At 70.0% G+C, this 12,930-nt stretch carries 10 protein-coding genes; 2 read left to right on the top strand and 8 right to left on the bottom strand.

Features of this window, described 5'->3' with window-relative positions:
- Positions 1 to 41: 41 nt before the first annotated feature.
- The 6 genes from AB0H86_RS18140 to AB0H86_RS18165 form a co-directional block, all read right to left on the bottom strand.
- On the bottom strand, positions 42 to 2,192 hold the full coding sequence (locus tag AB0H86_RS18140) for an ADP-ribosylglycohydrolase family protein (protein WP_362438931.1): 2,151 nt from the start codon (positions 2,190 to 2,192) through the stop codon (positions 42 to 44).
- A 1-nt stretch (position 2,193) separates the two neighbouring features.
- On the bottom strand, positions 2,194 to 3,018 hold the full coding sequence (locus AB0H86_RS18145) for a carbohydrate ABC transporter permease (RefSeq protein ID WP_362438933.1): 825 nt from the start codon (positions 3,016 to 3,018) through the stop codon (positions 2,194 to 2,196).
- A gap of 11 nt (positions 3,019 to 3,029) precedes the next feature.
- On the bottom strand, positions 3,030 to 3,959 hold the full coding sequence (locus tag AB0H86_RS18150; RefSeq protein WP_362438936.1) for a sugar ABC transporter permease: 930 nt from the start codon (positions 3,957 to 3,959) through the stop codon (positions 3,030 to 3,032).
- Between the two features lie 79 nt (positions 3,960 to 4,038).
- Positions 4,039 to 5,397, bottom strand: a complete 1,359-nt coding sequence (locus tag AB0H86_RS18155; protein WP_362438938.1) for an extracellular solute-binding protein — start codon at positions 5,395 to 5,397, stop codon at positions 4,039 to 4,041.
- A 131-nt stretch (positions 5,398 to 5,528) separates the two neighbouring features.
- Complete coding sequence (locus AB0H86_RS18160) at positions 5,529 to 6,452, bottom strand: nucleoside phosphorylase (RefSeq protein ID WP_362438941.1); 924 nt, start codon at positions 6,450 to 6,452, stop codon at positions 5,529 to 5,531.
- 12 nt (positions 6,453 to 6,464) lie between these two features.
- Positions 6,465 to 7,388, bottom strand: coding sequence for a PfkB family carbohydrate kinase (locus tag AB0H86_RS18165; RefSeq protein ID WP_362438944.1), 924 nt, complete (start codon positions 7,386 to 7,388; stop codon positions 6,465 to 6,467).
- 117 nt (positions 7,389 to 7,505) lie between these two features.
- Here AB0H86_RS18165 and AB0H86_RS18170 point away from each other — a divergent pair, with 117 nt between their 5' ends.
- Positions 7,506 to 8,462 (top strand): nucleoside hydrolase, encoded by a 957-nt coding sequence (locus tag AB0H86_RS18170; RefSeq protein ID WP_362438947.1) that lies wholly within the window; start codon positions 7,506 to 7,508, stop codon positions 8,460 to 8,462.
- Between the two features lie 1,166 nt (positions 8,463 to 9,628).
- The gene (locus AB0H86_RS18175; protein ID WP_362438950.1) at positions 9,629 to 10,693 is read left to right on the top strand and encodes a LacI family DNA-binding transcriptional regulator; all 1,065 of its coding nucleotides are present in this window, start codon (positions 9,629 to 9,631) and stop codon (positions 10,691 to 10,693) included.
- On the opposite strand, the gene AB0H86_RS18180 is transcribed toward AB0H86_RS18175, so the two are convergent.
- Both AB0H86_RS18180 and AB0H86_RS18185 read right to left on the bottom strand, forming a co-directional pair.
- Positions 10,656 to 12,056, bottom strand: coding sequence for a glycoside hydrolase family 32 protein (locus AB0H86_RS18180; protein ID WP_362439691.1), 1,401 nt, complete (start codon positions 12,054 to 12,056; stop codon positions 10,656 to 10,658). The two genes, AB0H86_RS18175 and AB0H86_RS18180, sit on opposite strands and share 38 nt — an antisense overlap.
- A 5-nt stretch (positions 12,057 to 12,061) precedes the next feature.
- A complete protein-coding gene (locus tag AB0H86_RS18185; protein WP_362439694.1) occupies positions 12,062 to 12,922 on the bottom strand; it encodes a carbohydrate ABC transporter permease in 861 nt (286 codons plus the stop codon).
- Between the last annotated feature and the right edge of the window lie 8 nt (positions 12,923 to 12,930).

The following is a 12,930-nucleotide window of genomic DNA, read 5'->3' on the forward strand; positions in this document are numbered from 1 at the left end:
TTCGTCTCCACGGGGGGGGCGCCCACGCCGTTCCCGCTTGCCTAGGGCGCGGCGAGTCGTGAGACGCGGACACCGTCGGCCGCTACGGCGCCGCGCTCGACGATGAAGCCGGTGCCGCCGCCGAGGGTGTCGGCGGCGGTGGCGGTGAGCCGGGTCCTGCCGTCGACGGACAGTGCGAGATCCCTGCCACGACAGCGCAGTTCGACCGCGTACGGGCGGTCGAGCTCGTACGAGAACGTGGTCTCGGCCAGGACGTGGCGTTCGCCGTCGTGCTGGTGCAGCAGGCGCAGGCGGTTTCCGTCGGTGAAGACCCCCGCGTAGAAGCGGCGGTGGCCCCGGCTGCGGACCACCAGGCCCGCGTTCTCGTGCAGGGAGAGGATGAGCCGGCTGGCGACGGCGTAGTCGGTCCACTCCCGGGTGCCGGTGGTGACCACGCCGAGGGCGTCCGGGTGGGAGACGGAGTAGGTGACGGCGAAGTCGGCTTCGAAGTTCTTCGCCGAACTCACCCAGGGCGCGAGTGCCGGGGGCCTGGTGTCCCAGATCGAGGAGAGCAGGACACCGCTCTGCTCGAAGTGCTCCGGAGCGCCACGCCAGTCCAGTTCGTGCAGGAACGCCTCCGCGCCGGGGCCGTCCGCGGTGAAGGCGAATCCGACCCGGAAGGGGACCAGGCCGCGAGCGGGAGGGACCTGCCAGGTGACCGTACGAGGGGCGGGGCCCAGGGAGTGCGTCTCGCCGAGGACCGTCCTGGCCCTTCTCCCGCCGATGCTCCCGCCGGTGTCGATGTGGGTGTCGCCGCCGACGCCGGAGTCGTCGGCGTACAGGACGTAGGGGCGGACGCTGGTGCCGTGGCGGGTGCCGGTCAGGCGGGCCGTCAGGGTCTGGCCGGGGTAGAGCGTGGGGCTGGCGAGCGTGGAGAAGTTGCCGCTGGTGTCGGCGGGGTCGAGGAACGTGGGAGTGGAGACGTGGACCGTGGCAGTTCCCGTCGGGCCACCGAGCCGGACGCGCAGTGCGTCCCCGGTGCCCACCGGTGCCGGCCCGTCGGCGCCGGGGTGGTACGGGCAGGCGGTGAAGCCCTGGACCGAGCCGCGGTGGGCGAAGGTGAACCGGGGCCGGGGCGGCGGGAGTTCGTGCCCCGCGAGGACGGCGGCGGAGGCGACGATCCGGTCGGTCTCGCGGGTGGCGTCGCTGACGCACTCGCCCCCGTCCGCGGTGACGACGACCAGACGGTCGGCCACCGGAGTCCTGAGGTCGGGGCCCCCGCCGAGCGCGTCGAGACCGAGGCGTACCCCGTTGAGGCAACCCACGGTTCCCGCGTTGCTGTCGGTGTCGAAGCCGACGGACGACGCGATCATCACCGAGGCGGGGAAGCTGTCGCCGGCACCGAGGAGGGCGCCGAGCGACATCGCCAGGTTGGACAGCGCGTGGCAGGGGCCGGGGTAGCGGGCGTACCCGTGGTGACGGTCCACCCAGTCGCGGATGTCGCGCCAGTCGCGGTCGGCGGAGCAGTTGGCGCGGACCTCGTCCAACAGGGTGCGCACGGCCGGGGAGCGTACGAAGCCGCTGCCGACGTCGAGCAGCCGGTCCAGGTCTGGCTCGTCGAAGGCCAGCGCGCGCATGGCGGCGAGCAGCCCGGCCGACTCCAGCGCGTCGCCGTCGTGGCTGACCGACGCGGCGGACCTGGTCAGGTCGACGGCGCGGTCGGGGTCGCCGGGGCACATCAGGCCGAAGGCGTCGCTGAAGATCTGGGCGCCGATCTGCTCGGCGAGGGTGCGGCCGTTGACGGCGATGGATCCGCTGTGCGGGGCCGGTATGCCGCGGCGCAGGTTGAGGAACGCGGTGTGCTCGGTGGACCGTCCCATGCCGCCCCACCACAGGATGGTGCGGTCCTCGATGACGTAGTTGAGCCAGGTGTCGCCGACGTCGGCCGGTTCGATCGTCCGGCCCGGGTTGTCGAGGACGACGCGGGCGAAGGCGAGGGTGCCGGAGATGTCGTCGTCGGCGACGATCAGGGGGACGCCGAGGTCGTCGTTGACGTACCGGCCGACCTCTCCGAACCGTTCGGTGATGTCCTGGTAGGGCCAGCCCTCGACGGGGCGCCCGAGGTAGACACCGATGATCTTGCCGAGAACTCCGGCGTACACCTGCTCGGCGTACCGGTCCGCGGGACGCGTCACTACGGGATGTCTCGTCATCTCATCCCTTGACCGCGCCGCCGGACATGCCGTCCACGACGTACCGCTGCAGGACGACGAAGACGCCGAGGACCGGGAGGATGAGGATGAGGGCGCCCGCCATCATGGCGCCCAGCTGGGTGGAGAAGGTGCCGTTCATCGACAGGAAGCCCAGGGTGACCGTCTGATCGGACGGGTCGTGCAGGAACGTCGAGGAGATGAGGAAGTCGTTCCAGGCGCTGAGACCGACGATGACCCCCACGGTGATCAGACCGGGCCGTACGACGGGGAGCAGGACCCGGTGGATCAGCTGGAAGAGGTTGACGCCGTCGATCACAGCCGCCTCCTCGAGTTCCTTGGGGACGTTGAGGAAGAAGGTGCGCATCAGGAAGGTGGCGAACGGCATGTTGATCGCGGCGAGGATCACGCCGACCGCGAAGACGTTGTCGAGGAGTCCCAAGGCGGCCATCCCGGCGTACAGGGGAAAGATGAACAGTTGGATCGGCACCGTCATGGCCATGGTCAGGTAGACCATGACGGCGGGCCACATACGGATCTTCTGTGCGGCCAGGACGTATCCGGCCAGGGACGAGCAGAGCAGCACGACGACGACCGTGGTGCCGGTGAGCAGGACGCTGTTGAGGAATCCGGTGCCGAACGCGCCGTACTGCCAGGCGGTCGTGAAATTCGACAGGCTGAACGACTTCGGCAGCGAGAAGGGGCTGCCGGTGACGCCCGCGTTGGACTTGAAGCTGTTGAGAAGGACCAGAAGGAGGGGGAAGAGCGCGGTGGCGGCGAACACCAGGAGGACGGTGTGGGCCAGGACGCCCTTGCATCGGCTCTTCACGCTGTGGTTCCTCATGACGACAGCTGCCTCCGGCTCATCCAGGTGTAGACACACGAGGCGATCAGTCCGAAGAAGCTCATGATCAGCCCGACGGCGGACGCCTTGCCGAACGCGAACGCCGAGAACGCGAAGGCGTAGGCGTAGGTGCCCATCACCTCGCTGCCGTGCGCGGGGCCGCCCTGCGTGAGCAGGTAGACGTAGTCGAAGGCGAGGAAGGAGAAGATCACCGTCATCACGCCCATGAGCTGCAGTGTGGGGCGGATGCTCGGGAGGTAGACGTGCCGGAAGACCTGCCACGAGCCGGCGCCGTCGACGATGGCCGCCTCCACCTGTTCCACCGGTGTCTGTCGCATGGCGCCGAAGTAGACGACGGTGAGGAAGCCCCAGTAGTGCCACATGTCGACCGCGGCCGCGGCGTAGATCGCCCCGTGCAGGCTGGACAGCGGTGAGTCGATGTGCAGGACCCCGATGACCCCACCGGTGGGGTTGTAGATGATGCTCAGCCACACCATGGCGTTGACCGCCGGCGCCAGGACGTACGGCATGAGGTAGACGACCTGGTAGAAGGTGCGCGTGCGGCGTCTGCGGAGCAGGAGCGAGGCGGTGAGCAGGCCGATGACGGCGGGGAGGCTCAGGAAGAGGGCGAGCCATTTGACGTTGTTGCCCAGAGCGGTGGTGAAGACGGGGTCGGCGAGGATGTCGGTGAAGTTGCGCAGGCCGACGTAGTGGGCGTGGAAGCCGACGCCGGTCCAGTCGGTGAAGGCGGCCAGCGCGGTCAGCACACCGGGTATGACGACTACCAGGACGGACAGGAGCAGGGCCGGTGCGACCAGCAGGTGGTTGACCAGGGACCGGCGCCGCTGGTGGGCGCGGCGGGCCCGCTGGTCCGTCGCGGGGGCCCGGTCGGCCCGGTGGGGCGCCGCGGTTGCCGTAGCTGTCATGCTCGCGTTCCTCCGAGCGCCGGATGCCGCGCTGTGTGCTCGCGGCATCCGACGGCTCTGGGTCGGTGGGGCTGGACCGTCACCCGGCGGGCTCGGGCACCGGGGGCACCAGCCCCTTGGCCTGCTCGGCGGCGAAGGTCGACTGGACCTTTTTCAGGAAGTCGCCCGTGCTCTCGGTGCCGAGCCAGACCCCGTCGATGTCGGTGAAGGCGGCGGCGGTGGCCGGCGGGAAGAATGTGCCGGCGAAGAAGCCATATTCGCCCTTGCCGACCATGTCGACCGTGTCCTTGACCGACTGCACGAACTCCTTGGACAGACCGGTGTAGGAGGCGGGGTCGAGGTCGAACTTCTTCAGGGGGACGCCCCAGTACCCGGGCCAGGTCTTGTTCATCTCCTGGGCGAACTTGTCGCTCATCATGTAGTCGATCACCTCGGCCGCCCCGTCCTTGTGCGCGGAGTGGGCGTTGATCGACAGTGAGGCGGTGGTGCCGAGTGTCCCGCTGGGCGAGGGCAGGCCCGGCGTGACGTTCGGGAAGGGGGCGAAGCCGAGGTCCGAGGTGTTCCCGGCGGCGTCGTTGAAGTAGTCGCCGGCGAACTGGAAGGCCAGGGTGGGACCGAAGAAGAAGGGCGACTTACCCTGGGCCAGCAGCTGCATGGACTCCACGAAGTTCAGGTTCGCGTAGTCCTTCCCGCCGAGGTAGCCCTTCTTGTAGAAGGCGGCGGAGTCGTCGACGGCCTTGACGATCTTCGGGTCGGTCCACTTGATCTTGCCCTGCAGCGCGTCGTAGACGGCCTTGCCGCCCGCCACATGGGTCAGGAACATCGAGATGTAGTTCTGGTTGACTGGCTTCCAGCCCTTGTTGCCGGTGACCGAGGGGTACATGCCCGCCTTGGCGGCCTTGTCCATGTCGGCGGTCAGCTCGGCGTAGGTGGCCGGCACGCCGACACCCAGCTTGGCGAGGACCTTCTTGTTGTAGAAGACCCCGAGGTTCTCCAGCGAGTTGGGCAGCGAGTAGAGCTTGCCGTGCACGGTCCCCGACTCGTACATCGGCGCCAGGATCCGGTCCTTCCACCCGTACTTCTTCGCGTACGGCGTCATGTCGGCCAGCTTGTCCTGGACCGCGTAGGCCGCCGAGAAGGCGGGGCCCGATCCGTAGACGATGTCGGGTCCCTTGTCGGCGGACAGCGCCACCTGGACGTTCTTGTCCACGGCGTTGTTGAAGGTGACCTTGAGGTCGTACTTGCTCTGCGACTTGTCGAAGCCGTCGACGAGCACCGACTGCATGGTCTTCTGCTGCTGCGGCGAGGCGCCCCAGAACCACAGCTCCAGGGTCTGACGACCGCCGGCGGAGGAGGAACTGCCGCCGGAGCACGCCGATAGTACGGCCGTCATCGCCATCAGACCCGCACCGAGCGCCCGGATCCCTGATCTGCTCATGTACCAGCTCCTTTTGCTTCCGCACAACCGACCCCTCGCGGGGGCCGCCAGGAGCACCGCGAACCTCGTCGTCACCGGCACTGTTGGCATTGGTACTGATCTCAGTACCATAGGACCACTGCTGTGTGGTGTCAACGAGTTCCGGCCATGGCTTCGAAGGACGCCGGCACCCAGTGGCCGTTGCCCGAGGCGGCCGTGGCTGCGTCGAGACGGGCGAGGTGCACCACTCCGCGCAACGCGACGTCGATGGCGGCCACATGACCGGCCCCGGCGGAGAAGGGGCTGTTGGCAATGACGTTGTCGGCGACGGAGCAGACCGAGCCGCCCCGCTTGCCGAACAGTCCGGCGAGCGTCACCACTGCCGCGGACTCCCGGTCCCCGTTGAGCACGCCGGCCCGGGCCCAGGTTTCGAGAACGTCGAGATGCCATGGCTGGAAGTAGCCGCCCACTCCGGGGCGCCCCACCCCGCAGAAGTCGGAATCGCTGGACCTGGTCAAGCCCTGGTGGAAGGCGCAGCCGAGTTCGACGGCGGCTCGTGACATCGCGAGGACCACTTCGTGGTGGGCGACCGCCGGATAGGACGCCGGAACGTAGGCGCGGGTCATCCCCTCGTCCCGGACGACACCGGTGGTGACCACCACGTCCCCGGGGCCGACCCGGGGGTGGATGCCTCCGGAGCCGCCGACCCGTACGAAGGTGTCCGCCGCGGTGAACTCCAGCAGCTCGTGCATGATCAGCTCGGCCTCGGGAGAGCCGCTCCCGCCCGAGACCACGGTCACGGGCACCCCCTCGCAGTGCCCCGAGTACGTCGTGAACATCCCTGAACGGCCGATGAGTTCGGGCTCGTCGAGCCGCCGGGCGATCTGGTCGGCCGGATCCTCGTCGTAGGCGCAGAGCGGATCACGGACGGTGACCAGGACGTAGCGGGCCACGCGCCGCGGGTCCAGGCCGGACAGCGCGGGCCTGCCGTTCCGCATCAGCCCCCGGCGGGGGAGATGGCCGGCGAACCGGTAGTCGTCGTAGATCTGCGCGGGGTTCCAGCTGGGGTTGGACATGGGGCTCCTCCGTCACGTGGTCGCGGACATCGCGACTGCTACTGCTCGGGCGTGCCGCCGGACGCCGTCCCGGTCGGGCGGGCCGACGGCCGGTGCGCCGTACTGGGTGATGACATGAGACGCGGCAGCCGCCGCCGCCCGCGCCGAGGACGGGACGTCGCCCGTCGCGGTGTACGCGGCCAGGAAGGCGCCCGAGTACGCGTTGCCGCCTCCGGTGGGGTCGACCACCGGCCCGGGAGCCACTCCCACGTGCCAGCGCCGGTGTCCGTGCCGGACCAGCGAGCCGGCCGCGCCGCACCGCAGCACGACGACCAGCCCGTGTCCCGGCAGCCGGGCCAGCGCCTCCAGCGGGTCCGTCCGGCCGGTCAGGGCCGCCGCCTCCGCGACGTTCAGGGACAGTACGTCGACGAGTCCAGCCAGCTCCGTCACCCGGGAACGGGCGTCCGGCGTACAGGCGTTGGCGGCGATCTCCCACAGGACCGGGCCGTGCCATCGCGGGCGCACGGCGGCGACCTCCTGCCAGTACCGCTCGTCGGTGTCGTGGAAGAGGTACACGCCCGCCAGGCGGTCCGGCCCGAGCGGCGACCGGCTGGGGAAAGGAGTATGCGAGGCGAAGTGGGCGTCCCCGAGCACGGACTCCTCGACGCGCTCCCCGTCGTCGAGATAACGGACGCGGGTGACCGGGCTGTGCTCGCCGACCTCGAACAGGCCGACGGGGTCCACCTCGCGCCGGCGGAACCAGTCACTCAGCCGCCCCCGGTCCGCGGCGCCCACGCCGGACACGATGGCCGTGCCCCAGGGCGCCGAGACCAGGCTCGCCCCGACCGCGGCGTACGCTCCGGCCCCGCCCACCTCGCGGGCCGCGAGTCTTCCGTCCGCCGTGTGGATCTCGTCGGTCACCGCGTGGGAGAACACCGCCACCAGTCGCTCGGACAACCTCGCACCTCCGTGCGCCGCCGACACCCGTTGAATCTTCCTGTTGTTATACCTACCATACCTTTGGGTTCGGGGCTCGGCCGGAGCGCCTGGACGCCGGACGCAGGAAGGGCGTACATGAAGAACGTTCTGATCGACACCGACCCCGGGATGGACGACGCGCTCGCGATCATCGTCGCGCTGAAGTCGCGCGAGCTGCGGATCCGCGCCGTCACCGCCGTCACGGGCAACCTGCCCTCGGACCGGACCGCCGCCAACGCGCTACGCGTCCTCGACCTGCTCGGCCGCGACGACATCCCCGTCGGCCAGGGCCCGCTGCTCCCGCTGGACGGCGACTACCCGGTCGACCCCTTCTCGCACGGCAGCGACGGCCTCGCCGAGTCCCACTTTCCCGCCTCGAAGCGCACCGTCGACCCGCGCCCGGCCGCGCAACTGATCGTGGACACCGTGAACGCCCACGCCGGCGACATCAGCATCGCCGGACTCGGCCCGCTGACCAACATCGCCTTCGCCCTGGAGATCGACCCGCACCTGCCTGAGAAGGTGACCGAACTGGTCATCATCGGTGGCTCCTACGGACTCACCCCCTACGCGTGGTCCCAGGCCACCGGCGACAACGCGGTCAGCGAATGGAACATCTTCGTCGACCCGGAAGCGGCCCACCGGGTCTTCCGGGCCGGGTTCGACCTCGTGGCCGTCGGACTCGACATCGCCACCCACCCCCGCATCAACTTCCGCGCCGGCGACCTCGACCGGCTGCGCCACGCGCACACCCCGGAGGCCGCTCTCGCCGCCCGGGTCGTCGACTACGTCAACGGCCGCGGCTACCAGTCCTATTGCTCCCTCATCGACAGCGTCGCCGTCGCGGCCCTGATCGACCCCACGCTCATCGAGTGTGTCGAGGTCCGCTGCGACGTCGAACGGCGCGGCGAACTCACCCGGGGAATGACGGTCGTGGAACGGCGCGTCCACCACGGGCGGGAAGACCTGCCCACCATCCGGACGGTGTCCGGCCTGGACTTCGACCGCTTCCTCGAACTGGTGACCACCTTGCTCGGTGATCCACGCACCTGACGGGACGGAACCGTCGGCGGCACCCTCACCCGGTCCCGAACGGGACGGGTCGACCCGTCAGTGGGCTCCCCGGCACCGGGGACCGAGCTTCTGCGCGGGGGGAGGGGAAATCTGCTGTGCCGAACCGGGTGAGGAGTGCCGCGGTGCAAGCGCCCACTCAGAGACGTGCAGGGGCCATTGAGGGGCCACAAGGACAGGAACAGATCGGCAAGCACCACACGGGACTGACACCGATCGACTCATCTGGCCTGCGAAAACGTCACGGATCGGTGTTGATCGGCAAGGGTCGCCAAGATCCCCAAAGGGCTCATAATCCGTCGGCCGTGGGTTCGAGTCCCACCCGCCCCACTTGTGCAGGTTGATGACCTGCGGAAGCGTTCCTCGTGAGGTGTCGGGCCGTCAACTCCCGCTCAACGGACTGAATCCGCTGCTCGCGAGTTTGACCCCAGGTTGGTCTGTGTCGGCTGATGTTGCTCTGACCTGCACGTATGCGCCCGGAAACGTAGCTGGTGAGGCGTGTTCTGGTCGGCTCTGCTGCGGCGTTGAGGCCATTCTGAGGCCGAAGCCGGCTCTGGAGGGTGTGTCTCGTACATGCGGATGGCGACGATCAGGCCGGATACGGCGGTGAGGGCGGCGACGGTCCAGATCGCGGTGGTGATGCCGTAGGCGTCGGCGAGGAAGCCGGCGAGGAGTGCGCGACGGCGAAGCCGCCGTCGCGCCACAGGCGGTAGACCCCGACGGCGCGGGCGTGTCTTCTCGGTCCCGTCTCCGGTGCGCACTTCAACCCTCAGCACGTCGAGCGCCCGCCGGTCCGTCGTCAGCATGCGGTCGAAGAGTTCGATGGGGGCCCTCTGGGTTGTGGACCGCTCGGGATGTGCCTTGGCCATGGCCGGTAAGTGGTGAGGAAACGGCCCCGAGAGAAAGCGGCCTCGCAGGGAGCCCTCGACGGTTGTCGGGGGCGGTCGAGGCCGAGTCTCGTTGAGGTGTGCTGACAGCCGCGAGGGACGGCGGTCGGACGTCCACGGTCGCACGGCGACCTGCACCCCGGCGTGCCGAGGCCAGCGGTTGTTCCACCCCGGTGTCCCATTCGGTCTGCGGCGGCGGGCTCCGCAACATCTCCCGCGGGTAGGCTTTGCCTGATCAGGCAAAGGCGGCGGGGACGAGACATGGGCGGGGTCGAGAAGACGCGGGGTGGCGGGGCTGAGCGGGCGACCTCGCGGGATGTTGCCCGGCTTGCCGGGGTGTCGCACACGGCCGTGTCCTTCGTCTTCAACGGGCGTGCCCAGGGCAACCTCTCCGCCGAGACGCAGGAGAAGATCCGCAAGGCGGCCGAACAGCTCGGCTACCGGCCGAACGCGGTCGCCCGTGGCCTGCGCCGGCGTCGTACCGCCGTGATCGGTCTGGTCACGGACGAGATCGCTACCTCGCCGTTCGCCGGGCGGCTGCTGCGCGGGGCCATGGACATGGCGTGGAGCAGTGAGCACCTGGTGCTCACCGTCGACTCCGGGCAGGACCCGGTCGCCGAGGACGCGGCTGTCGCCGAACTGCTCGACCGGAGGGTCGACGGGATCATCTACGCCGCGCTGTCGTTGCGCCGCGCCCGAGTCCCGGAAGGGCTGCGCCGCACGTTCGCCGTGCTCGCCAACTGTCTCCCCGAGGACGGCTCCCTCCCGGCCGTCATCCCCGCGGAGCGGGCCGGTGGCCGCAGCGCCGCGCGCGTCCTTCTCGACGCGGGCCACCGCCGTGTCGCCCTGGTGGGCGGTCTGGACGACATAGCGACCGCGGAACGGCTGCGCGGCTTCCGGGACGTGCTGCGGACGGTGGGGCTGACCGCCGAGAAGGACTGGATCATGCGGACGGGAGGGGAGATCGCCGCCGGGTACCAGGGCGCGCTGCGGCTGCTGGACGGTGTTCCCGCCTACCGGCGGCCCACGGGGATCGTCTGTTACAACGACCGGGTCGCCGCGGGCGTCCTCCACGCCGCCGCGCGCCTGGGCCTCGACGTGCCCGCCGAGCTGTCCGTCGTCGGCTATGACGACCAGGAACACATGGCGGCTTTCCTCAGCCCGCCCCTCACCACGGTCGCTCTGCCCCATCGCGCGATGGGAGAGACGGCCGTCCGCCTGCTCCTGGACGCCATCGACAGCGGGATCGCGCCGCCGGTCACCACCCGGCGGCTGGAGTGCCCCGTCGTCACGCGGGGCTCGGTGGGACCAGCTCCCAGCCCGTGACCTCGACGTCCGTCCCCGGCACGGTCAGCTCCGCGATGTCGTCGTCCCGTCGGTACACCCGTTCCGTGGCCGTCGCCCGGTCACCCGCGAACAGTTCCAGCAGGGAGCCGTCCACGAGGATCCGTACGGTGAGGGTCTCGCCCGGCGGGGTCGGCAGGACCAGGGGGGCCGTGCCGTCCGGGCGGGAGCGCGGCCAGGCCGTGCGGTCCAGGGTCACCGTGCCGGACGGCGGATCGAGTCGCACGGTCAGTTCGGCCCCGGACGTGGCCCGCAGCAGACTCACGGTCGCCGCTGAACGGGCAGTCACCAGCAGGTCGTACGCGAGGGGGAGTGACCGGTGCGGTCCTGGTGCGGCCGTGAACGGGACGGCCGCTCGCAGTAGTTCGAGCTCCGGAGCCGGTACGACCCGTAGCGTGCCGTCCTCGTGGGTGTCCATCACCCGGGGTGCCGTGAGGACGCCGGACCAGCCCGCGCGGTCCACCTCCTCGGGCGGGCGTGACTCCCAGGACCAGCCCCAGAGCAGGGCGCGACCGGACTCCGTGTCCTGGAGGACGGAGGGAGCGTAGAAGTCACGGCCGAGGTCCAGCGGGCCGCCGCCCGTACCGGCCGCGAACCTCGGTCCACCGTCCGCCTGCTCCACCAGACGGCCCGTGACGTACGCGGTGCTCAGCGGGTCGCCGTCCCACAGGGCCACCGCCAGCACCCAGTCGCCCCCGGGGGTCGCCCACAACTGCGGGCACTCCCAGCCGATCGCCCGCTTGCCGAAGGCGCGGGCCGCCGCTGGGTCCCGCCCGTCCAGCAGGACCCCGGCGAACCGCCAGTCGTGCAGGTCCTCACAGTCGTACACCAGGACGGACGGGGTGCCGTCGGCGTGGCCGGCGCCCATCAGCGCCCAGCGGCGTCCGGCGAAGCGGAAGACGAAAGGGTCCCGGAACATCGTCACGTCCAGGCCGGGTGGTGGGCCGGCGACCACCGGCACCGGCAGTTGCTTCCACTTCTGGAGGCCGTCGTCCTCGGTCACGGCGAGACAGATCGCGCTCAGGCCCTGGTGGTCGTGGTCGATCCCGGAGTACACCGCTGTCGGTACACCACCGTCGTCCACCACGCAGCCGGACCAGCAGCCCGCCTCGTCCGGGCCGTCGGGCGTGGGGCGCAGGGCGATCCCGTGGTCGTCCCAGTGGGCGAGGTCGGGGCTGGAGGCGTGGCCCCAGTGAACGTTCGTGTGCACGGGGGCGTCGGGGTTGTGCTGGTAGAAGAGGTGGTATCGATCGCCCCAGCGGAACGGGCCATTCGGGTCGTTCATCCAGTTGGCCGGCGGGCGGACCCTGAAACGCGGGCTGTTGGCGTCGGTCGACCGGCTCACGGAACTCAACGATTGACTCCTGCGGATGTGATGCCCTCGCGCAGAGGGCGCTGGCCGACGACGAACACGACGACGGCGGGGATCATGGAGAGGACGACTCCGGTGAGGACGACGGAGATCGAGCCGGTGCCGAGGTTGCCCTGGAGGGAGACCAGGCCCAGGGGCAGCGTGAGGTTCTCGGTGGAGGTTTCGAGGATCAGCGGCCGGAAGAACTCGTTCCAGTGGTAGTTGAAGGCCAGCACGCCGACGATGGCGAGACCGGGGGCCGCCAAGGGGGCGTACACCGACCGGAAGACGCGCCACGGACCCGCGCCGTCGATCATCGCCGCCTCGCCCAGGTCCTTCGGCATGCCCAGGAAGTACTGGCGCATCAGGAAGGTGCCGAAGGCCGACGGGAAGGCCGGGACGATGAGGCCGAGCAGAGTGTCGGTCAGACCCATCGTCTTCAGTTCCAGGAAGACCGGGACCATCGTGACCTGCAACGGCACCATCATCGTGGCCAGGACCAGCGCGAACAGCGGCTTCTTGAAGCGGAATTCGAGGCGGGCGAAGGCATAGCCCGCCAGGCCCGCGGTGATCATCTGGCCGGCCGCGATCAGCGCGGTCACCAGGGTGGAGTTCAGTGCGTACAGCCAGACGTCGATCTGGTCGAAGACCTCGCGGTAGGCGTCGACGGTGGGGTCCGTGGGGATGATCTTCGGCGGCAGGTCGAAGGACTCCGCCGGCGTGCGCAGTGATGTCGACACCGTCCAGATGACCGGGCCGAGCGTCAACAGGGCGCACAGCGCCAGGCCTGCGATCCGGCCCCAGGGCGCCAGGCCGTGCCGTACGCGTGACGCGGTGGGGCTCGTGCGGGGACCCGGCATCGAACCCG

It is taken from the genome of Streptomyces sp. NPDC050997 (assembly GCF_040660135.1).
GTDB lineage: Bacteria > Actinomycetota > Actinomycetes > Streptomycetales > Streptomycetaceae > Streptomyces.